Source organism: Paractinoplanes pyxinae (genome assembly GCF_026626335.1).
GTDB lineage: Bacteria > Actinomycetota > Actinomycetes > Mycobacteriales > Micromonosporaceae > Actinoplanes > Actinoplanes pyxinae.
Genome location: NZ_JAPNTZ010000005.1, coordinates 95,499 through 117,534 on the forward strand (window position 1 = coordinate 95,499; position 22,036 = coordinate 117,534).

Consider the following 22,036-nt stretch of genomic DNA (forward strand, 5'->3'; position numbering starts at 1 on the left):
TTTCCTATCGCGGAGGAGGCGGCCCGCGCACGAATTGTGATCGGGACCTCCCCTGCTCAGCGCAGCCCGAAGGCCCGGGTGATCTCCTGCTTCACCGTGTTGCCGGCGGCGTCGCGTACGGAAACCCGAATTGACACGTACGCGGCGGAGCGCGGCGCCTTCAGCGAGGTGCCCTTCTGCCACGTACGGCCGTCGTCGTACGAGACCTCGACGTCGGGCTTCCCGAGCCTGGCCGTCACGCCCGGCAACTGCGACGGCGTCACCGTGAGCTTCGCGTCGCGCCCGGCCCGGCCCGCCTGGTCGAGCGGGACGGCGTAGTCGAGCTGGATCATCGGCACGACGACCGCGCTCTCGGCCCCGCTGGCGGCCGACTTGAAGGTCCACTCCGTTCGCGTACGCGTGGAGTAGGGCCCGGTCCAGTCGGCCCGATTGTTGTCGACCACCACGCGGTAGGGCTCGCTGCCCGCGGGCAGGCCGGTGACCGGCAGATACTCAGCATTGCCCCACTTCAGCAGCTCGTCGCCGCGGTAGAGCTCGGCCCGGTTGGACACGGCGAAGTTGCTGCCGCCGGTCTCGCCGACATAACCCGCACCCTGGCCGCCCCAGCCGGGAACGGGCAGGTAGAGCCCGTCCAGGTAGCGCTGCGGCAGGTAGCCGAGCGGGCCCTGACGCGGCCGCAGAATCGGGCCGAACCAGTCGACCTCGGCGGTGCTTCCGGCCCGGTACACGACCGGCTCGATCAGGTGCTGACCCATCTCCATGGGCAGGAACGCGTCGTCGACCCAGGTGGTGCCCGCGGTGACCCAGTCGGTGCGAGTGCCCTGGGCGGTGGCCGGCACCTGGTTGCCGACGACGAAGCCGCGCCAGACGTCGCCCCGGAACTCCAGGGCCTTGCCGGGCCGGTGGTTGCGGAAGGCCACCTTGACCCGGGCCAGGTCGGCCGGGCCCTGCCGGAACGACGGGTCGGCCGGAACCGCGCCCGTCCAGTGGTGCACTACGTCGTACAGGTAATCGGTTGTGGGGTTGGAGTTGACGGTGATTCGGGCCGGGTGGCGCAGCAGGGCCTCGCCCTCGTCGGCGCCGAGCGTGACGACGGTGACCGGGGCGGGCTGGTCGGGGCCGAACATCACCTCGTCCGGCCAGGGGTGCAGCCGTCCGGCGCCCGTGTTGACCACGAGCAGCAGCTTGACGCCGGCCTTCGCGGCGGTCGCGGCCTGACCGGCGATGTCGCCGGTGTCGCGCACGATCAAAGCCTTACCACGCTGCGGTTTCGTGCTGACCGTCAGGCTGTGACGGCCCTTCGGCAGGGGTGGCTCGGACCGCTGGACCAGGACGTCCTCGTGCCCGTTCACGGTCAGCGCGGGCTGTTCGAGGCGGAAGCGGGCGCCGAACTCGAAGGTGCCGTTCGTGACCTTCCGGCCGGTGGGCAGGGCCCAGGAGCTGTCGTACGACTCGTCGGGCAGCCGGGAGCTCTCGGTGAACGCGTTCGGCCAGCCACGGTGGATGTCCAGGCGTACGGCCGTGGGTGTGGTTTCCTGCGGCACCTTCGCGGTGACCCGGCGGGCCTGACGCGCGTCGAGGGTGACCGCGCGGTCCCGGTCGAGGGTGACGTCGGTGAACGACAGCAGGGCCAGCCCCTTGGAGCGCGGACCGGCGACGCCGCGCACGTCAGCGTCGATCCAGCCGGTGTACGTCCCGACGGGCAGCCGGACCGTGCCGCGCCCCTCGGCGTCCAGCTCGACGGCGCCGAACAGGTGCTCATCGGTAAAGATGACCGTCCCGGTGACCGGCTTGCCGTCGCGGTCCTTGGCGGTCACGGTCAGGTTGTGGCGCTCGCCCTCCCGGCTGAGGCCGATGAGCGTACGGGTCCTCAGCGCGCCGGTGTCGTCGGTGGCCGTGACGATGCCGCTGACCGGGCGGTCGACCGGCACCAGTTCGGGCTTGGCCTTCAGGACGGCAGTGGCCGTGCCGTGCGCCGGAACGGTGACCTCGTTCTTGTCGAGGCTGAACGCGCCGGCCGCCTCGATCTCGGCCTTGAGTTTCAGCGTGACCGGGGTGTCACCGTCATTGGTGTACGTGAGCGTCTGGTCCTTGGCGGTCGGGGCACTGCCGTACGGGAAGAAGCCCGAGTACGCGCTCACGGTGCCGAACAGCGTGGCGTGCGCGGCGGCGTAGGCGTCGAGGCGGCCCCCGCCGGCCTGGTAGGCCGTGTACTCCGGGGTGGCCCGGGCGGTGCCGACCAGGGCCTGCTTGATGCGCTGGCCCGTCCAGTCCGGGTGGGCGGCGGCGACCAGCGCGGCCGCCCCGGCGACGTGCGGCGTGGCCATCGAGGTGCCGCTCATCGTCTGGTAGTAGCCGGAACCGCCGCGCACGTAGTGCGAGCGGGCGGCCAGGATGTCGACGCCGGGCGCGGTGATCTCGGGCTTGAGGCCGCCGTCGCCGTTGCGCGGGCCGGTGCTCGAGAACTCGGCCAGGTGGTCCTGGGCGTCGACCGCGCCCACGGTGAGCGCGGAGTCGGCGCTGCCGGGCGAGCTGATGTCGGCCGGGCCGCCGTTGCCGGCCGCGATCACGAACAGGGCGCCGGTCTCGGCGCTGAGCGCGTCCACGGCGGCGCTCATCGGCTCGCTGCCGTCGCCGCCGGGCCCGCCCAGGCTCATGCTGACGACGCGGCTGCGCTGGTCGCGGGCCGCCCACTCCATGCCGGCGATGATCCACGACTCCTGGCCACGGCCCTCGGTGTCGAGCACCTTGCCCACGTGCAGGCGGGCGCCGGGGGCGACGCCACGCTCGGCGCCGTCACTGGCGGCGCCGGTGCCGGCGATCGTGGAGGCGACGTGGGTGCCGTGGCCGTTGTAGTCGGTGGTGTCCTCATCGGAGGGCACGAAGCTGGCCGACGCCTCGACCTGGCCGGCCAGGTCGGGGTGCTCGGCATCGACGCCGCTGTCCAGGACGGCCACGTCGACGTCCGCGCCCTCGTCGCCCTCGGCCCACAGGCGCGGGGCGCCGACCTGGGCGGTCGACTCGGTCAGGTCGGCCCGCACCTTGCCGTCGAGCCAGACGTGGGTGACGGCCGGGCTCTTCAGCGCGTCCCAGAACGAGGCGGCGGAAGCGCGGTCCCGGGTCACCGCGTTGGCGTCGAGGCTGTCCAGGGCTCCGGTGACCGTGCTGCCCGGAAGCTTCCGCCGCGCTCCCGCGCCGTACTGGACAATAAGCGGCAGCGTGTCGGTGTAGCCGTCGGCGATCAGGCCGGTGACGTTGAAGAGCCGGCGGTCCAGCGTGCCCTTCGCGATCAGCGGGAGGGCTTCGTCGGGGTAGACGTAGGTGGCGTCGCCCTCGACGCGCCGGGTGTAACCGGAGGCCGTGCCGTCGGGCCGCTCGACCCGCAACGCGCCCGGCCCGACGGTGACCCGGTCACCGGTCACGAGCGTGACCGTCGCGGCCGGCCCGGTTCTTGCCGCGGGTGGCGCGGCCGCCGCCGGCGAGGTGAGCACCGAGGCCGCGGAGGCCGCCAGGAGCGCGCTCGCGGCGAGGGTGGCCGCGAGGCGCCGTTGATGCAGAGACAAGGTTCATCTCCTTCGATAAGACGATGATCGATGAGCCTCGCCCGCCTTTGTTGCACAACCAATCCCCTGGCGCTGGCGCACAGGCGACATGGCGCGTAATTGACAGGCGCCTGTCCCCCCGCCCCGGCGCCGCACAGGCTGCTGGCATGGCCGTTCCCAGCTCCGGCGAAGCCCTGACCGTCCTCGGCGACCTCATGACCGGCGAGCGCCCCGCCACGACGCTCCTGCACGAGCCCTACCTTCCCGAGCCGGCCGACGCTTCCGGCTCAAAGTGGAAGATCGAGGCCGTCGACCCGACCGAGGACGACCGGAAATGGGTGTGGGGCGACGACCTTTCGTGCATCGATGTCGGCGGGTACGGCAAGCCCGGGAAATACCGGCTCGACGCTCCGCCGGTGATCTGGAAGGCGCCGAGCGAGGTTCTGCCGCCGGACAGCGGGGTGACCGCCGAGGAAAGGCGGACGTACTGCCGCCACAGCGTCGATCTGACCATGCGCGGCGGCACCACCTCGGGAGTGGTGTACCCGCTGGCGGTCTGCGAGATCGCGCGCGACCGCCGGATCCGCAACGTGGGCGGCGCCTCGGCGGGCGCGATCGCGGCCGCGGCGGCCGCCGCCGCGGAATACGGCCGCAGCTACCCCTCAGCCGATCCCCCGCCGGTCGGCGACGGGCATTTCCGGCCCGGTTTCCCCGGCCTGGCCGACATCGTCGGGTGGCTGTGCCAGGTCAGCCCGCACGATGGGCAGCGGCACGACGAGTACCGGCTCGCGCAGTTGTTCCGTCCGGCCAAGCGCGACCGGCCGGTGTACGCGCTGGCCACCGCGGCCATGCGCAAGCGGCTGTGGGCCCTGCCGTTGATCGCCCTGCTCGCGTTCTACCGATGGTCGAAGCTGGTGCTGGCCCTGCTCGTGCTCGGCGCCGTCGCGACGACCGCGGCCGTCGGAGCCCGGATCGGGTCGTGGCCGGCCCTCGATCGGTCGTCCGCGTTCCCGGCCGTCCTGTGGGCGTGCCTCGATCTCAGCCTGTTCTTCGTGCTCGTCGCCGGCGTGTGGGTGCTGCTGCCGCTGATCCGCAGCCCCCGGGTCGGCATCGCCGACCCGCCCGGATGGCTCACCGAACTGTCGAAGGTGTCCAGCGCCTCCGCGCAGGCGGACCGCGAACGTTCACCGATCTTCCGCACTGTCACCGCGTCCGCGCTGTTCGCCACTCCCCTGGTCCTGGCCGGCTTTGGGCTGTGGCAGTGGACGGTCGGCGTGCTGGTCGGCACGGGGCTCAGCGCGGGGATCGTGGCCGTCGTGGGCGCCAGCGTCTTCCGCTATCAGGCCGAGGCCCGGAAGTTCGGGTACGGCCTGATCGCCGGCGCGACTCCCGCCTCCTCCCGATCGCTGTCCGAGCTGCTGGCCGCGACTGCGAAGCCGACGGTGGATCTCTCGCTGATGCCCTGGCTGGGCCGGACCCTGCGCGAACTGGCCGGACTGCCCGAAGGCCAGCCCCTGCGGTTCGGGCATCTGTGGCAGGGACCGGAGTTCCGGCCGGCCGGGCGGCGCCCCGCGGACCGGACCGACCGGGCGGCCGACGACGCCTGGCTCGCCGCCACGGAAGAGATCAGGGCGCTGGCCGCCGATCCCCGCGCCCGGTCGATCAATCTGGAACTCATCACGACCGACCTCACCCGGCAGCGCCCGTATCGCTTCCCGCTCGACGCGATCGGTCCGCACGACGGCGAGAGCGAACAGCTCTACGTCAGCCTCGACGACCTGGCGGAGTTCTTCGACGACGACGTGCTGCGCGCCCTGGTCGACCCCGAGCCGTTGAGGTGTGCCAGCACGGACGGCCGGAACCTCGTCCTGCACCGGCTGCCCGACCCCTGGGACCTGCCCGTGGCGTTCGCGGTGCGGCTCAGCGTGGCGCTGCCCGGACTGTTCAAGGCCGTCCGGATGTACCGCCTGGTGAGGCCGGCTCAGATCCATGACGACTTCGGGCGGCTCCTGCGCGCGGACGGCGTCGGCGATCTGTGCTGGCCCTCGGGACGGACCCTGGCCGAGGAGCTGTGGTTCTCCGACGGCGGGATCACCTCGAACTTTCCGGTCCACCTGTTCGACACGCTCCTGCCCAGCTGGCCGACGTTCGGGCTCAACCTCGGCAGCCACCCCGAGGGACACCCGCACCAAGATGTGTGGCTGCCCCAGGACTGGCAGGCCACGCGGGCACCCTCCAGCGAAGTGCGACCGGCCGCCACCTCGTTCCTGTCCGCGCTCGTGGACACCGCCCGGTCGTGGCGGGACACCATGCAGACCGGCATGCCCGGCTACCGCGGGCGGGTGGCCTGGGTGCGCCAGCGCAGCAACGAGGGCGGCACCAACCTCTACATGCCGCGCGAGGTCATCGCCTCGCTCGCCCTGCGCGGGGCGCTGGCCGGGGCGCGCCTGCGCCGCCGCTTCGGCGACGCCACGCAGACCCGCCGCTATCTGTGGCTGCGGATGCGGACCGCGCTCGCCAACGCTCAGCACCTGCGCGACGACGTGCGGGCGGGCCGGGCCGGCTACGACGAGGTCATCGCCCGGGACGGCGAGGGCCTGGCCGAGCAGGAGAGGGCGTACGTCTGGGACCCGTACAGCGAAGGCATCGACTGGTACTGCCCCGACGACGAGCGGTTCTGGGCCGCCGCCGATCAGCTGCTGCGCGACTTCGGCGGCCTCCACCCCGATCGGCCACCCTGCCGGGAAGGCCGCGGAGCGATCCTCCGCGGCAGTCCCGTGCCTTATCCCTCCCTGCGTCAGATCCCGCCCATGTGACCACCCAGGATCAGGTGCACGTCGCCGAACTCGTGCCACTGGTAGCGCTCGCGCAGGGCCTCGGCGTAGGCCGCCCGCAACGCCTGCTCGCCGGCCACGGCGGTGAGCATCTTGAGGTGGGAGGCGCGTGGCTCGTGCAGCCCGGTCAGCAGGCCGTCGACCGACCGCACGACGTGGTCGGGCTCGATGACGAGCGACGTCCAGCCGCAGGGTGGCCCGGCCACGGCTGATTCGAGCGCCCGCACGACGGTCGTGCCGACGGCGATCACCCGGTGGCCGGACGCCCGCACGTGCTCGATCAGCCGGGCCGTCGACGCCGGCACGTGATACCACTCCGGATAGGGCGGCTCGTCCACCTCGGCCGACGCCACCCCCGTGTGCAGCGTGACCGGTGCGACCAGCACTCCCCGGCCGGCCAGTTCGGCCAGCACCCGTCCGGTCAGCGGGCGTCCCGCGCTCGGCATCTCGGCGCTGCCGGGCTCGGTCGCGTACGCGTTCTGATAGACGTGCAGCGGCCAGTCCTGATCGGTGTAGCTGTACCGGATCGGCCACCCGTGCCGCGTCAGGAAGGCCACCCGGCCCTCGCCGACGTCGGCCCTCGCCACCCACAGCCGTCCGGTGAACGGGCGCACCAGGGTCAGCGAGCCACCGGGAACCTTCAGCTCGAGCCCGGCTTCCGGCGTGCCCGTCCGGAGCTCGACCAGCCACGTGCCGTCGGACTGCTCAGTCGACACGTGGACGCGGACACCCGAGGCGTCGAAGGCCGAGGCGTCGATGGCCGACGGCAGCGTGGCCGAGTTGTTCACCACGAGCAGGTCGCCCGGGCTGAGCAGGCGTGGCAGCTCGGTGAAGCGGTGATGGCTGACCTCGCTGCCGCGGCTCACCATCAGCCGTACTCCGTCGCGGGTCAGACCCCGCGCCTCGACCGGTTCCCGCGCTTCCAACCCGGTGGGCAGCTCGAAATCCACGACTGTCATCGGGCGACGTACCTCCCCGAGGCCGGCCGCTCGTCGAGCAGCTTCACGAAATACGGCACGACCGTCTCGGGCAGCGGGCGGTCGGAGATGTCCGCGCCGGGGAACGCCTCTTGCTGCAGCCGCGTGCGCAGGTCGCCCGGGTCGACCGACCAGACGCGCAGGCCCGGCTCCTCCTTGGCCAGCACGGCGCTCGCGTGGTCGAGAGCGGCCTTCGCGGCGCCGTAGCCACCCCATCCCTCGTACGCCTCGACCGCCGCGTCCGAGCTGATGTTCAGCACGGCCCCGGCCGGCGAGAGGCGCAGCTGGGGCAGCACGAGCTGAGTCAGCGCGGTGGGAGCCAGCACGTTCACCTCGAACGTCTCGAGCAGCGCGGGCAGCGGGAAGGCGGCCAGCGCGGGCGGCGGGCTGCCGCCGAGCGTCGAGGCGTTGTTGACCAGCAGGTCGGCCCCGCCCAGCTTGGACGACGCCTCGGCCAGCTCGGCCCGATGGTCGTCGTCCACCACGTCGCCCGCGATCGCCACCACGGTGGTCAGGCGGGCGAGCTCTTCCGCGACAACGTCCAGGTCTTTTCCCGTACGGGCATCGACCACCAGATTCCACCCGGTGCGGGCCAGTCCACGAGCGAGGGCGGCGCCGAGCCCCTGGGAGGCTCCGGTGATCACGGCTGTGTTCGTCATGCCGTCGACCTTGCTCTTTTCCACGGCCGGCGGCCTCGGACCCAGGTCTGCTCTTTGCTTCGGACCTTGGTCCTAGGACCGTGGACCGACGCGGTTTTCGCCGCCCGTGGCTATCGTGGGCCGCGTGACCGCCGCCGACCAGTTGAGCACCGCCCGCCGCCTCTCCGCGGCGGTGCTGGCGGTCAGCGACCAGCTCACCGTGCCCGAGGTGTTGCAGACGATCGTCGACACGGCCCGCGAGCTCGCCGCGGCCGAATACGCGGCCATCGGCGTGCCCGACGACAACGGCTCATTCGCCCAGTTCCTGGTGTCCGGCGTCTCGGCGGAACAGCAAGCGGCGATCGGTCCCCTCCCCCGCCAGCACGGCTTCCTCGCCGTGATGTTGCGCGAGCCGGCTGCCCAGCGCCTCGACGACATCCGGGCCGACCCGCGCTTCGACTGGTGGCCCTCGGCCCACCCCGAGCTGAAGGCGTTCCTGGGCGTGCCGGTCACGAGCGGCGACGAGATCCTGGGCGCGCTTTACCTGGCCAACAAGCCCGGCGGGTTCACCGCGCACGACGAAGAGCTGGTGCGGGTGCTGGCCGCGCACGCCGCGATCGCGCTCACCCACGCCCGGCTCTACGCGCGCAGCCGCGAGCTGACCATCGCCGAGGAACGCGCCCGCATCGCCCACGACCTGCACGACGCGGTGGCCCAGCGGCTGTTCGGCCTGCGGCTGACCGCCCAGGCGGCCGACCTGCTGATCGAGCGCGACCCGGCCGCCGCCCGGGCCCGGCTGGCCGAGGTGACGGCGCTGGCCCGCGAGGCGGCCGAAGAGCTGCACGCGGCGGTGCTCGAGCTGCGCCCGGCTCGCCTCGACGAGGACGGCCTGCCCGACGTGCTGCGCAAACAGGTGCAGATCCTCGACCGGGCGTCGGGTCCGGGCGGTCCGCGGCTGCACTACACCGAAGAGGCGCCACCCGTGCTGTCGCCGACGCAGCAGGCGGTCGTGCTGCGCGTCGCTCAAGAGGCTCTGCACAACGCCGTACGCCACGCCGGCGCCGCCGTCATCCGGGTCAGCCTGGTGCGGCTGGGCCGGTGCGGCGTACGCCTCGAGATCTCCGACGACGGCGCCGGGTTCGACGTCGCCGCCACCCTGCGGGCCGGGCGCAGCCTCGGGCTGCGCTCGATGCGCGACCGGGCCTGTTCGGTCCGCGGCAGCGCCACCTTCACCTCCGCCCCGGGCGGCGGCACAGTGGTCCGCCTGGAGGTGCCCGGTGATTGAGAGTCGCGCCTCCGGGGTGCCCGATGGCTGAGATCCGCGTGCTGATCGTCGACGACCATCCCGCCGTACGCCGGGGGCTACGCACTTTCCTCGAGCTGGCCGGCGATCTGGAGGTGGCCGGGGAGGCGGCCGACGGCCCCACCGCGGTCGAGCTGATCGAGCAGACGGCGCCCGACGTCGTCCTGCTCGACATGGTCCTGCCCGGCATGGACGGCGTGGCCGTGCTGCGCGAACTGGCCCGGCGCGCCCTGCCGGCCAAAGTGCTAGTAGTCACCAGTTTCACCGACAGGGCTCGCCTGCTGCCCGCCGTCCGCGCGGGCGCCCGCGGCTACCTCTCGAAAGACGTCGACCCGCAGGCGCTGGTGGCGGCGGTCCGCTCGGTGCACGCCGGCCACCTCTTGCTCGAACCCGAGGTGGCCACCTCGCTGCTGGCCGCGCCGGCCGACTCCCCCGCGCTGACCGCCCGCGAGCGCGACGTGCTGACGCTGATCGCCGACGGCCGCTCCAACCGCGAGATCGCCCGCGCTCTGGTCGTCGCCGAAAAGACGGTGAAGACGCACGTGTCGAGCATCCTGATGAAGCTGGGCCTGGCCGACCGCACCCAGGCCGCCCTGCACGCCGTCCGCACCGGCCTGGTCCCCCGCGACCACGACCGGCCGGACTGAGCGACCCTCTACGATGCCGCCATGTTCAGCGGCATGGACGACATCGACTGGGGCCGGATGCGGCACGCCTACGGCCCGGCGACCCAGGTGCCGGGCTGGGTGCGCGGCCTGGTCGACCTCGATCCCGCGGTGCGCGAGGAGTCGCTGGACGCCATGTACGGCGCCGTCCACCACCAGGGCGACGTCTACAAATGCACCGTCGAGGCCGTGCCGTTCCTGCTCAAGGCCCTGACCACGCCGTCACCGGGCTCGGATACGACCGCCACACCGTCGTCACCCGGCCGGCCGGGCGCCACACCGTCGTCACCCGGCCGGCCGGGCGCCACACCGTCGTCACCCGGCCGGCTGGGCGCCGCGTCATCGACGGCCGCGTCGCCGCTGCCGGGCCGGCATGGCATAGCGGAGTTGCTGGCGAGCATCGCGGGAGCCGAGCTCGGCGACGGTGGCGCGATGGACCGGCGCATCCGGAAGGCCCGCAAGCTGATCGCGGCGGCCGCGCCCGCACTGGCCGTCCTCGCCGCCGACCCCGATCCGGCCGTGCGCGCGGCCATGGCCAAGCTGTTGCCGGAGGACGTGCTGCTCGATCGTCTCGCGGTGGAGGACGACCCGGTCGTTCTGCGGGCGCTGCTCGACGGTCTCAGCGAGACCGACGTCCCCACCGATTTGCTGCTGGCCGCCGCCGCGAACTCGCTGCTGGCGTCGACCTCGGTGGCCGCGCTGGTGGCCGTGGCCCGCAAGGATCCGGAACAGGTCCCGGCCGACGAGCTGGCGTCCCGGCTGGAGCGGGCGTATGCGGAGGAAGCCGAACCGGCAGCGTCCGCGGGCTTTCGCACCGACACGTTGATCGGCTCGGTGCGGGTGGCCACCGAGAAGCTGGACGCGGGCCGCCGCGCTCCGCACGCCGCGAGGCTGATCGATCAGCTGACCGACGCGCTCGGACCGCGCGTTCCGCTCAGGATCGAGATGCTCGAGCAGCTTCTGCGCTCACCACACGCCGACATCGTGCAGGACGCGCTGTTCGGCACCGGCAAACTGATCGACCGGTGGCGCGGCGACTACCGCGTACTCGTCCACCTGGTCGCCGGTCATCTGACCCACCCGGACGGGCGGATCAGGGACCAGGCAGCCCGCCTGCTGAGTCACTGGTATCCGCTGACCGCGCCGGTCGCCGATCCGGTGCACGCCGCGCTCGTCGCGCTGCCCGACTGGCTCGTCCGCTATCAGTCGGGGCCGCCGGGACTGCACCCGGCGGTCGAGATCCTGGGGGCGCTCGGTGATGAGCGAGCGTTGCCGTACCTGCTCGAAACGCTCACTTTCGATCAGCGCCCGCGCAGCACGCCCGGCCTGCTCGCTCACTACCCGCAGGCGGCGATCGAGGCGATCCTGCCGTTGCTGCCGTCGCCGGACTTCCACGCCGTGCTCCGGGCGGCCGGTCCGGCGGCCGCGCCCGCCGTGCCGGCCCTGCTCGAGATGCCGCTCGACGACGCCGCGGCCCTGACCCTCGGCGCCATCGGGCCGGCCGCCTCGGTGGCGGTGCCGGCGCTGCGGGCAGCGGCTTCGGGCACTGAGGAACGGCTGGCGGTCAACGCCGCCGGGGCGCTGTGGCGGATCCTCGGCGACCCGGACGTTCTCCCGCTGCTCGTGGACCAGCTGGGCGGCCGGGCCACCGTCAACGCGCTCGAACAGATCGGCGCGATGGGCCCCGCCGCCTCCGCCGCTGTCCCGGCGGTCCGGCCCTTCCTGGACGGCGACGCCCAGGCCTGGTGGCTGCCGACGCGGGCCGCGATCGCCCTGTGGCGGCTCACCTCCGAGCCCGGCCGCGCGCTTCCCGTGCTGACCGCGGCCTGGAACGCCAACCCGCACACCCGTCCGGCCATCGCCGACGCCGCCTCCGGCCCGCTGGCCGCCGGCTTGGCCCCGCTCTTCCAGGCCGAACTCGATCGCCCTCAACGCCACGGCGTCTCCAGCACCACCTGGTCGAGCAACCAGGTCGCCACCGACGAGCGTCTGACCGCGCGGTTGCGAACCTTTGTGCAGCCTCGCGCGTCTTGAGGATATGACACGACAGAGGATGGCCGATGGCACGCGGTGACGCGGAGTTCTCGGAGTTCGCAGCGGCCGGGTTCCACCGGCTCCGGCGGGCCGCCTTCCTGCTCACCGGCAACGAGCAGCAGGCCGAGGACGCGGCCCAGGCGGCGCTGGTCAAGACGTACGCGGCGTGGCGCCGGGTCCGGCGGCAGGACCCCTACGCGTACGCGCGAAAGGTCATGGTCAATCACCTGAAGGACCAGTGGCGCCGGCCGTTGCGCGAGCACGCCCACGACCACCTGCCGGAACGCGCGTCCGCGCAGGACGTGGCGGGCGACGTGACCGACCAGCGCTGGTTGCTGGCCGCGCTGAGCGACCTGGCCGATCGCGAACGGGCGGTCGTCGTGCTGCGGCACTACTTCGACCTGAGCGAGAAGGAGGTCGCGGCCGAACTGGGCGTGGCCGTCGGGACCGTCAAGAGCCTCAACTCGCGGGCGCTGAGCAAGCTGCGGGTCACCCTCACCCCGTCCGACCTCGTAGGCAATGGAGCTGTGTGATGACCGACCTCGACACCTTCCGGAACGCCCTGCGGCAGCCCGGCGAGGGCCGCCCGCCCGCGCTCGGCGACATCATGAAGGCGGGCCGCCGTCTGCGCCGCCGTCGTCTCGCCACCGCCTCGGTTGCCGCGACGGTGCTGGCAGCCGCGGTCGCCACCACCGTCGCCGTCTGGCCGGCGCAAACTCCCGAGCGGGTCGGGGGTGCGTGGCCCGCCGCGGCGGTCAAGCCCGACGGCTCGTGGGGGCAGCCGGTGGCCACCGGCCTGCGGAGCAAGGACCGCGACGTCGTGGTCACGGCCTTCCACAACGTGAACCCGGCCTACCCGGACATCACCTTCGGCGTACGCGCCTGCGCCGCCGACCTCGACGGCGACCTGGCCCCCTGCCACAACCAGTTCGACGACGTGGCCCCCGACCGCAGCCCCGGCTTCCACGCCATCGGCCTGCCCTCGAACCTCGACTACTACGACCTGCCCATGTACGGCTATTACGTCGGCCCCGCCACGAAGATCACCGTCGAGTCGCGGGGCAAGCTGGTGACCGCGCAGACCGCCGTCTGGAGCGAGGACCCGGACGTCGTCCTGTTCTGGTTCACCTTCGACGACGTCTACCTCAAGCCCGACAAGAACAGCCCCGCTTACAAGGAGGGCAAGGTGACGCCGGGCGAGCTGCCCGACGTCGAGAACTGGACCGCCTACGACGCCGACGGCCGGAAACTGCCCGTGGGCAAGCCCTTCGTCATCGGCTGAGGCCCGCGTTAGCGTGGGGCGTGACGACGATTCTGGTTCCGTATCACGGCAACGAGCGCTTTCCCGACGACACGATTCCCGTCCGGCCCGACGTCACGGTTGATCCGGAGCTCGAAGGCGACGACTGGGAGCAACTGGCCCGCTTGAACAACGCGACGGCCGAAGCCGTGGCGGCCGCGGGCGACCGCCCGCTGGTGTTCTCGGGCGACTGCCTGATCGCCGGCGGGGTGGTCGCCGGCCTGCAGCGGGCGGGCGTGGACCCGGCCATCGTGTGGTTCGACGGCCACGGCGACGTCCACACCCTCGAGACGACCACGTCCGGCTACCTGGGCGGGCTCTCGCTACGACTGGTCAACGGGGCCCATCCCGAACTCTACGCCGACCGCATCGGACTGCGCCCGATCGCCCCGGAACGGGCCGTGCTGGCCGACGCCCGGGACCTCGACCCGGCCGAGGCGGCCTACCTGCTCACGTCGGCGACCCGGCGCCTGACCGTGCCCGAGGTCGACCCGGACACCGTCCCGCCGGGCCCGCTGCTGGTCCACGTGGACGCCGACGTTCTCGACGCCGACGAGCTGCCCGGTCTGCGCTTCCCCGTGCCGGGCGGTCCTTCCACGGGCGACCTGCTGGCCGCCTGCGAACGACTGCTGGCCACGGGCCGGGTGGCGGCCCTCCACGTGGCGTGCACGTGGCACTCACCGGCCAGTGCCCTCCACGCGGAGCTTTTGCGGGCACTGGCCGGATGAGCCGCCGGAACGCTTACCAGCGCAGGTAGTTGTCCTGCGTCTGGGCGTTGAACGTGTCCGTGCGGAAGAACTTCGCGATGTTGGTGCGCGGATCCTTCAGCTCGAGCACGTCGACACCCTTGGTGATGTCGTTCGAGTAGATGTGGCCGTTGTACCAGTACGCCGACCAGGAACCGCCGCCCGTCAGCGTGTCCAGGGAAAGCGGGCCGCGCTCCCAGTACGCGATCTCTTTGGGCCGCCGCGAGTCGGTGAAGTCCCAGACCGAGACGCCGCCGAGGTACCACGCCTGCACCATGATGTCGCGTCCGGGAACCGGGATCAGCGAGCCGTTGTGGGCCACGCAGACCTCGGTGTCGGCGTTGTAGCGGGGGATCTTGTAGTAGCTGCGGAAGGCCAGCTTCCGCTTGTTCCCCTTGCCGACGATGTCGTAGATGGCGTCGGCGCCGCGGTTGGGGCCGATGGCCGCGTTGCAGGTGGCCGCGCCGCCGCCACCGAGCTCGTCGGTGAAGACGACCTTGGTGCCGCTGTTGTTGAAGGTGGCCGAGTGCCAGAACGCGAAGTTGACCTCGTCGCGGACCGTGTTGATGATGCGCGGCTTGGCCCGGTTCGAGATGTCGAACAGCACGCCGTCACCCATGCAGGCGCCGGCCGCGAGGTCCTTCTCGGCGTACACGGTGATGTCGTGGCAACCCGTGGTCTCGCTGCCGCTGTCGCTGCCGGGGAAGCCGCCGTCCGGGAAGACGACCGGCGTCGCCACCACCGCGGCCGCCGCCGGGTTGCGCAGCGGCACCTTGACGATGGAGATCTTGTCGTGCGGGAGCGCGCAGTTGGGCAGGTCGACGCCGGCCAGGTTGTACGACGACACGTACAGGTAGACGGCCTTCTCGCCGCGCTTGCCGGGCACCAGCGTCTGCGTGTGCGAGCCGCAGTCCGTCTTGACCGACTTCAGGTACTTGGGCGTCAGCGGGTTGCTGATGTCGAAGACCTTGATGCCTTCCCAGCGGTCGCCCGGCACCTCGGCCGTCGACGCCGCGTTGTCGCAGGTGTCGTTCGTCCGCTGCGAGTCGGTGCCCAGGAAGAGCAGGTTGCCGCTGACCGAGATGTCGTTCTGCGAGCCCGGGCAGAGCACCTGCGCGGCCACCGTCGGCGCCTTGGGGTTCTTGACGTCGTACACGTAGAAGCCGTTGTAGTTGCCGCCGTACGCGTACCGGCCCTGGAACGCCCAATCGGTGTTCGTGCCGGTCAGCGGGCCCGACTTGTCGAGGTGCGCGATCTGCTTGAGGTTCGGGCTGCTGACGATCTCGTCGATGCCCGGTATCGTGTTGCCACCGACGGGTGTCTGCGCCGCGCTGCTCCCCGGAGCTGTCAGCAGGCCGGCGATCAGTGCGAACGCACTCACGGCGGCCAAGCGCTTGAGCATCCGCCCTCGTGGGGCAGTGTGCTTCATGGGTCTCCCTCCCTTGACGCATCCCGCGGCGAGGTGGCGACGCACGATGCGTATTCATCTTTGTCGCTACAGTAGTGGCCGCGGGCGGATCCGGGAACATATTGGACGATCTATACGGGAGGCTCGGTGGGTCGGGTCAGGACATCGACACTCGTCGCGGTCATGGTCGTGCTGGCCGGGGCGGTGACGGTGGCGGTCGCGGCCAACATGGGCTCCGGCGGTTCCGCCGCGGCGCCCCGCCCAAGCGTCAGCGCCGCGCCGCCGCACCGGGTGGTGCTGCCCGGGGCGCCCGGTGACGAGGCCGTCGTGAGCGATTCCGACGCCGTGAAGGCGCCCGACGGGTCGACCTACAACGGCATCGACACCACGTTCGTACACATGATGATCGTTCACCACCAGCAGGCGATCGAAATGGCGAAACTCGCGCCCGACCGGGCCGCCAACGAGCGCCTGGGCGCCTTGGCCGATCGGATCGCCGCGGCCCAGCCCTTTGAGATCAATTTCCTGCGTACGTGGTTGAAGGAACGAAGTCTGCCGGAGAACGACCCGGCGCATGACCACAAAGCGATGCCCGGCATGCAGAGCGACGCCGACATGGCCGCCTTGGCCGCCTCCACCGGCGCCGCCTTCGACACCAAGTTCGCGGCGATGATGACCGATCACCACCGCGGCGCCCTGCGCATGGCGGCCGACGTGATCAAGGGCGGCAGCGACGAGAAGCTGCGCGAGGTGGCCAACGAGATGGCCGTGGAACAGGGAAGCGAGATCCGGCGCCTGGCCCAAGTGACTGCCGGGTAACATCTCGCCATGCGTACGGCATTGACCGACCTGCTCGGCGTCGAACACCCGATCGTCGGCTTCAACCGATCCCCCGCCGTGGTCGCGGCGGTCACCAATGCGGGCGGCTTCGGCGTGCTCGCCGCCTCGGTCTACGGCCCCGAGGAGCTCGACGCCCAGCTCACCTGGATCGAGGAGCAGGTCGAGGGCAAGCCGTACGGGGTCGACCTGCTGGTGCCCGAGAAGTTCGTGCCCGGCGACCCGGACGACCTGGTGGCCAGCATGCGCGCCCAGATCCCCGAGGAGCACTTCGCGTTCGTCCGCGAACTGCTCGAGAAGTACGACATCCCGCCCGCCGCCACGGTCGATCATCAGCAGGTCGCGGCCTCGCTGACCACTCCGGGCGCGATCGCGCTGCTGGACACCGCGTTCAAGCACCGCATCTCGCTGATCGCCAGCGCGCTCGGCACCCCGCCGCCCGAGCTGGTGGCGCGGGCCAAGGAGCTCGGGGTCGTCACGGCGGCCCTGGTCGGGCAGGCCAAGCACGCCGAGCGGCAGATCGCGGCCGGCGTCGACGTGCTGGTCGCGCAGGGCACCGAGGCCGGCGGCCACACCGGCACGATCGCCACCATGGTGCTCACGCCCGAGATCGTCGACATCGCCGGCGACCGGCCGGTGCTCGCGGCGGGCGGCATCGCGGACGGGCGGCAGATGGCGGCGGCGCTCGCGCTGGGGGCGGCCGGGGTGTGGTGCGGCTCGGTGTGGCTGTCCAGCGAAGAGGATGTGGCCGTCCAGGCGATCAAGAGCAAGTTCCTGGCGGCGAGCTCGGCCGATACCTTGCGCTCCCCCACGCGTACGGGGAAACCGGCCCGGCAATTGCGAACGGCGTGGCACGACGAGTGGGCGGCGCCCGGCAGCCCCGCCCCGTTGCCCCTACCGCTGCAGCCGATGCTGGTCGACGAGGCCTGGCAGCGGATCGACGCCGCGGCCGAGGCCGGGCACCAGGGCGCGCTCGAACTCGAGTCGTTCTTCGTCGGGCAGGTCGTCGGATCGTTCCGTGACATCCGCCCGGCCGGCGAGATCACCCGCACGATGGCGGCCGACTGCGCGGCCCGGATCCGCGAGCTCGCCGGGCGTCTCTGATGATCGATTCCCGGACGCCGGTGCTGGTCGGCGTGGGTCAGGTGTCGGAGCGGCTCGACTCGCCGGGCTATCAGGCGCGCTCGCCGGTCGGCCTGGCCGCCGACGCCGCGCGGGCCGCCTTGGAAGACGCGGGTGTCCCGGCGTCGGCCGTCGACACGGTGGCCGGGGTGCCGCAGTTCGAGATCTCGCTGCCGTGGGCCACGCCGCTGCTGGGGTGCTCCGACAATTTCCCGCGCTCGGTGGCCGTACGCCTTGGGGCGACGCCGCGGCGGGCGGTGCTCGAGGTCGGCGGCGGTCAAGCCCCGCAGCACCTGGTGAACGAGTTCGCGGCGACGATCGCGGCCGGCGACGCCGAAGTTGTGCTGCTGTTCGGATCGGAGGCCATCTCGACGATCGCCGCGCTGGCCGGAACTCCGTCGCCGCCCGACTTCAGCGAGAGCCCGGGCGGGTCGCTCGAGGCGCGCGGGCACGGGCTCGACGGCATCGTGTCGATGCACCACGTGGCGCACGGGCTGTCGGACACGCCGTCGCAGTACGCGCTCATCGAGAACGCGCGCCGGGCCCGGCTCAAGATGTCGCGGGAAGACTATGCGAGAGCCATCGGGGAACTGTTCTCGCCTTTCACCGCGGTCGCGGCAGCCAATCCGCATGCGGCGGCGCCGGTTTTCCGCGACTCCGTTTCGCTGGTGACGCCCACCGCCGCCAACCGGCCGATCGCCGACCCGTACACGCGCTATGTGGTGGCGCGCGAGAAGGTGAATCAGGGCGCCGCGGTTCTGCTGATGTCGACCGGGGCAGCGCGGCGTCTCGGCGTACCGGAAAGCAATTGGGTCTTTCTGGCCGGGCACGCCGATCTGCGCGAGCGGAATCTGCTCGATCGGGCCGATTACGGCACCTCGCCGGCGGCGGTGCGGGCGGCCCGGCACGCGCTCGAAGTCGCCGGAATCTCGTCGGATTCGCTGGCCGTTCTGGATCTCTACAGTTGTTACGCGGCACCGGTTTTCATCGTGGCCGAGGCCTTGGGCATTGCGACCGACGATCCGCGCGGGCTCACGGTCACGGGCGGACTGCCGTTCTTCGGCGGGCCGGGCAACAACTATTCGATGCACGCCATCGTGTCGGTGGTCGAACGGGTGCGGTCGGCTCCCGGCTCGTACGGTTTCGTCGGGGCCAACGGCGGCATCATGAGCAAGCACTCGACGGGCGTTTACACCACGATTCCGTACGCTTTCCAGCCGTCCCACAGCGAGCGGATCCAAGCCGAACTGGACGCGGCGCCGGCACCGGCCGAGGCGGTGAACGCCGACGGTCCGGCCGTCATCGAGACCTACACGGTCAAGCATCCGCCGGAGGGCATCGTGCTCGGCCGCCTCGAAAGCGACGGCCGCCGCTTCGTGGCCCGCGCCGACGCCATTCTCGACCTGCTCACCGAGGGCGAACCCATCGGCGAACGGGTGACGGTGCGGTCCACGGCCGACGGAAACGCTATTGTGCCCGGGTGACCGCCTCGGTACGGGTGACTGTCGTCGCGCTGGCGACGCTGGTGTGCGGCCTTGTCGGGCTCGGTCTGTCGTTGCTGACGAGCCCGTTCAACGCTGACCCGAACACCACCTCGGGCGGCTATTTCTTCCTGTTCCTGGCGGCCGCCGTGGCCGTACTGACCGTGGCCATGGTGCGCGGCAGTTTCCGGGCCTGGCTGGCCGTCTGCATCGTGAGCGCGCTGATTGTGCTGGTCCCGGCCGCGTTCTGGCTGTCCGAGGCCGTCGAGAGCCTGACCGAAGCCCCCGACGGCCTGATCGAGTACAGCGCCACTGCCACCATCACCACCGAGCCGTCCCCCACATTCTTCCTGGGCGAACTCAGCCCCTACGTCGTCTTCATCGGCGCCGCCTGCGCCACGGTGTTTCTCCTCTTACCCGATACGCGGAAAGCCTTGGGAGAAAAGCGATGACGGACACCCGCCAACTCGCCGTCGACCTTTTCAACGGGGTGTGGACGCTGCTCGAGAAGCCGGACCGGACGGCCGAGGACGACGACCGCATGCTGCACATGGCCCACGCCTCCCGCTTCCACTAGGACGAGGCAGTGCTCCCGGGTCTGCGCGGTGCTGGGCCGCAGTGAGCCGGCTGTGCACCACGCCCGCGCGGCCCGGCCGTCTGCGATCTCGCGTTGCTGCTCAAAGACCTGGCGACTTGCAAGAAGCTTTAGGCCGGGCGCAAGCGAACCGCAAGTGCGGTGGGCGACTGTCTCCTCCGAGAAACGTACGGAGGAGAAGAGAAAATGTCTCGCTTGCTCGGGCGGCTCGGGGAATCAGCCGCCGCGCACCCTTGGCGGACGATCGGCGCCTGGCTGATCGTTCTGGCCGCCTTCACCGGGCTGTCGGTGGCTTTCGGCGGCACGCCCCGCGACGACTACAACGTTCCCGGCACGCAGTCGCAGGCCGGAACGGAGTTCCTGCGGAAGCACTTCCCGCAGATGTCCGGAACGGATGCCCGCGTCGTCGTGCATTCCGACCGGCCCATCGATCCCGCCTCTCTGGACGGGCTGCGGGCCCGGCTGGCCGAGGTCGAGGGCGCGGCCATTGTCGCGCCCCCGCGAATGTCGGCCGACGGCGACACCGCGCTCATCGGCGTCCAGTACGACATTCCCGTCACCGATTTCGCCGGCACCGAGGGAATCGACGCACTCCGGTCGGCGGCGGCGCCGCTCGTGGCCGACGGGCTGCAGGTCGAGTTCGGCGGCCAGGTCGCCGAGAACGTCCAGGCCCCCAGCGGTACGGCGGAACTGGTGGGCATTGTCGCGGCGCTCGTGATTCTGGCTTTCGCGCTGGGGTCGGTCGTGGCGGCCGGCTTGCCCATCGCCGTGGCCGTAGCCGGTCTGTCCGCCAGCGCCGCACTCATCGCGCTGCTGGAACGGGCGACCGACGTCAGTACCATCGCCCCGACGATCGCGACGATGGTCGGCCTCGGCGTCGGCATCGACTACGCGCTGCTGCTGGTAGCCCGGCACGTCGAGGGCTTGCGGGCCGGCCTGTCACCCCGAGCGGCGGCCGGCGCGGCCAACGCCACGGCCGGAGTGTCGGTGGTGGTGGCCGGGCTGACCGTGCTGGTGTCGCTGTTCGGCCTCAAGCTGTCGACGCTGCCCACATACTCGTCGTTCGGCTACGCCACGTTCTTCGCCGTAACAGCAGTAATGGCGGCGGCGCTCACGCTGGTGCCCGCGCTGTGCGGCCTGGCCGGCCATAGAGTCCTGCCGCGGCGCATCCGGCGAGTGGTCGCCCCGAGTCCGGTCGGAGCTGCGAACGAGATCGATGCGGGTCGCACCGGTCACGGCGCCTCCGAGATCGGAGCGGGTCGTGCCGGACGCGATCCGGTCGGGATCGGGGCAGGTCATTCCGGTCGCGACACGTCCGAGCTCGGAGCGAGTCGTGTTGGACGCGGCGCGAACGGAACCGGTGCAAGTCGTACCGGACGCGGCGCGGCCGGAACCGGTGCGGGTCGTGTCGACAGCGGCGCGGTTAGGGCGGCGGCGCCTCGGCCGACGTTGACGGCGCGGTGGGCGGCTCGGATTTGCCGGCGGCCCGGGCTGGCGGCGGTGGCGTCGCTGATCGTGCTGGTGGTGCTGGCCGCGCCCATGCTGGGCATGCGCACCTGGCCGCAGGACGCCGGGAGCATGCCGGACTCGCACACCACCCGCAAGGCGTACGACTTGGTCGCGGCCGAGTTCGGGGCCGGCGCCAACGGCCCGCTGATCATCGCCGTCGACCTGACGAAGACGCCGGACCTGGGGGCACTTTCCGCGGCCCTGCGCGCCGAGCCCGGCGTGGCTGCCGTCTCCCCGCCGACGATCGAGGGCGGCGCCGCCGTCATCGTGGTCGAGCCGACGACCGGCCCGCAGGACGAGGCGACCACCGCCCTGCTGCACCGCCTGCGTGAGGACGTGCTGCCCGGCGGAGTGCTGGTGACCGGCCTGGTCGCGGTGTTCGCCGACGTCTCCGACCGCTTGGCCGACCGCCTGTGGATTGTGGTCGTCTTCGTGGTGGCGTTGTCGCTGGTGCTGCTGACCGTGCTGTTCCGCGCGCCCGTGGCCGCCGTCAAGGCTGCGGCCATGAATCTGCTGTCGGTCGGAGCCGCGTACGGCGTAATGACTTTGATTTTCCAGAACGACACCACAGCGCGCCTGGTCGGCCTGCCGCACGCCGTGTCGGTGTCCAGCTGGGTGCCGGTGCTGCTGTTCACGGTCCTGTTCGGCCTGTCGATGGACTACGAGGTCTTCCTGCTTTCCCGCGTACGCGAGGACTGGCTCCGCACGGGCGACGCCCAAGGAAGCGTGATCCGCGGCCTGTCCGCCAGCGGCCGCGTCATCAGCAGCGCGGCTGCCATCATGGTCGCCGTCTTCACCGGTTTCGCCCTGGATCCTGACGTGACCGTCAAGATGATCGGCCTCGGCATGGCCACCGCGGTCCTGATCGACGCCACCCTCATCCGCATGGTCCTGGTTCCCGCCACCATGACCTTGCTCGGCCGGGCCAACTGGTGGCTGCCCCGCTCCCTCGACCGCGCCCTCCCCCACATCGAGATCGAGGCACCCCAGCCGCCGGCACCGGCCCGCGATCCCCAGCCGGTGGGCTGACGCGAGACGCGGGAGC

Annotated in this window: 17 protein-coding genes; 13 read left to right on the forward strand and 4 right to left on the reverse strand. The window is 71.7% G+C overall.

Going from position 1 to position 22,036, the window contains the following annotated elements:
- Nucleotides 1–56: 56 nt before the first annotated feature.
- Nucleotides 57–3,563 (reverse strand): S8 family serine peptidase, encoded by a 3,507-nt coding sequence (locus tag OWR29_RS14810; RefSeq protein ID WP_267563381.1) that lies wholly within the window; start codon nt 3,561–3,563, stop codon nt 57–59.
- A 146-nt stretch (nt 3,564–3,709) separates the two neighbouring features.
- Between OWR29_RS14810 and OWR29_RS14815 the strand changes: the two genes are divergently transcribed.
- Nucleotides 3,710–6,358, forward strand: coding sequence for a patatin-like phospholipase domain-containing protein (locus tag OWR29_RS14815; RefSeq protein ID WP_267563382.1), 2,649 nt, complete (start codon nt 3,710–3,712; stop codon nt 6,356–6,358).
- On the opposite strand, the gene OWR29_RS14820 is transcribed toward OWR29_RS14815, so the two are convergent.
- Together OWR29_RS14820 and OWR29_RS14825 are read right to left on the reverse strand one after the other, a co-directional pair.
- Nucleotides 6,340–7,335, reverse strand: coding sequence for an S-adenosylmethionine:tRNA ribosyltransferase-isomerase (locus tag OWR29_RS14820; RefSeq protein ID WP_267563383.1), 996 nt, complete (start codon nt 7,333–7,335; stop codon nt 6,340–6,342). The genes OWR29_RS14815 and OWR29_RS14820 overlap by 19 nt on opposite strands.
- Nucleotides 7,332–8,012, reverse strand: a complete 681-nt coding sequence (locus OWR29_RS14825; protein WP_267563385.1) for an SDR family NAD(P)-dependent oxidoreductase — start codon at nt 8,010–8,012, stop codon at nt 7,332–7,334. The genes OWR29_RS14820 and OWR29_RS14825 overlap by 4 nt, the downstream gene beginning before the upstream one ends.
- Nucleotides 8,013–8,136: 124 nt before the next feature.
- Between OWR29_RS14825 and OWR29_RS14830 the strand changes: the two genes are divergently transcribed.
- The 6 genes from OWR29_RS14830 to OWR29_RS14855 are packed head-to-tail and all read left to right on the forward strand — an operon-like array spanning nt 8,137 to nt 14,021.
- Complete coding sequence (locus tag OWR29_RS14830; RefSeq protein ID WP_267563386.1) at nt 8,137–9,276, forward strand: GAF domain-containing sensor histidine kinase; 1,140 nt, start codon at nt 8,137–8,139, stop codon at nt 9,274–9,276.
- A 23-nt stretch (nt 9,277–9,299) separates the two neighbouring features.
- Entirely contained in the window at nt 9,300–9,941 is a 642-nt protein-coding gene (locus OWR29_RS14835; RefSeq protein WP_267563387.1) for a response regulator, read from the forward strand.
- A 21-nt stretch (nt 9,942–9,962) separates the two neighbouring features.
- A complete protein-coding gene (locus OWR29_RS14840; protein ID WP_267563388.1) occupies nt 9,963–11,993 on the forward strand; it encodes a hypothetical protein in 2,031 nt (676 codons plus the stop codon).
- 26 nt (nt 11,994–12,019) lie between these two features.
- The gene (locus OWR29_RS14845; protein ID WP_267563389.1) at nt 12,020–12,526 is read left to right on the forward strand and encodes a SigE family RNA polymerase sigma factor; all 507 of its coding nucleotides are present in this window, start codon (nt 12,020–12,022) and stop codon (nt 12,524–12,526) included.
- On the forward strand, nt 12,526–13,275 hold the full coding sequence (locus OWR29_RS14850; RefSeq protein ID WP_267563390.1) for a hypothetical protein: 750 nt from the start codon (nt 12,526–12,528) through the stop codon (nt 13,273–13,275). Before OWR29_RS14845 ends, OWR29_RS14850 begins: the two co-directional genes overlap by 1 nt.
- Before the next feature lie 20 nt (nt 13,276–13,295).
- Nucleotides 13,296–14,021: an arginase family protein gene (locus OWR29_RS14855; RefSeq protein WP_267563391.1), complete on the forward strand. Its 726-nt coding sequence runs from the start codon at nt 13,296–13,298 to the stop codon at nt 14,019–14,021.
- A gap of 13 nt (nt 14,022–14,034) precedes the next feature.
- On the opposite strand, the gene OWR29_RS14860 is transcribed toward OWR29_RS14855, so the two are convergent.
- Nucleotides 14,035–15,468 (reverse strand): LVIVD repeat-containing protein, encoded by a 1,434-nt coding sequence (locus OWR29_RS14860; RefSeq protein ID WP_267563392.1) that lies wholly within the window; start codon nt 15,466–15,468, stop codon nt 14,035–14,037.
- A gap of 126 nt (nt 15,469–15,594) precedes the next feature.
- Here OWR29_RS14860 and OWR29_RS14865 point away from each other — a divergent pair, with 126 nt between their 5' ends.
- The 6 genes from OWR29_RS14865 (at nt 15,595) to OWR29_RS14890 (ending at nt 22,020) form a co-directional block, all read left to right on the forward strand.
- Nucleotides 15,595–16,266, forward strand: a complete 672-nt coding sequence (locus tag OWR29_RS14865) for a DUF305 domain-containing protein (RefSeq protein ID WP_267563393.1) — start codon at nt 15,595–15,597, stop codon at nt 16,264–16,266.
- Between the two features lie 9 nt (nt 16,267–16,275).
- Nucleotides 16,276–17,388, forward strand: a complete 1,113-nt coding sequence (locus OWR29_RS14870) for an NAD(P)H-dependent flavin oxidoreductase (RefSeq protein ID WP_267563394.1) — start codon at nt 16,276–16,278, stop codon at nt 17,386–17,388.
- Entirely contained in the window at nt 17,388–18,890 is a 1,503-nt protein-coding gene (locus tag OWR29_RS14875; protein ID WP_267563395.1) for an acetyl-CoA acetyltransferase, read from the forward strand. The genes OWR29_RS14870 and OWR29_RS14875 overlap by 1 nt, the downstream gene beginning before the upstream one ends.
- Nucleotides 18,887–19,339 carry a hypothetical protein gene (locus OWR29_RS14880; protein WP_267563396.1) on the forward strand — a complete coding sequence of 151 codons (453 nt, stop codon included), beginning with the start codon at nt 18,887–18,889 and terminating at the stop codon, nt 19,337–19,339. Before OWR29_RS14875 ends, OWR29_RS14880 begins: the two co-directional genes overlap by 4 nt.
- Entirely contained in the window at nt 19,336–19,464 is a 129-nt protein-coding gene (locus OWR29_RS14885) for a hypothetical protein (protein ID WP_267563397.1), read from the forward strand. The genes OWR29_RS14880 and OWR29_RS14885 overlap by 4 nt, the downstream gene beginning before the upstream one ends.
- 204 nt (nt 19,465–19,668) lie before the next feature.
- The gene (locus OWR29_RS14890; RefSeq protein WP_267563399.1) at nt 19,669–22,020 is read left to right on the forward strand and encodes an MMPL family transporter; all 2,352 of its coding nucleotides are present in this window, start codon (nt 19,669–19,671) and stop codon (nt 22,018–22,020) included.
- Nucleotides 22,021–22,036: the final 16 nt, after the last annotated feature.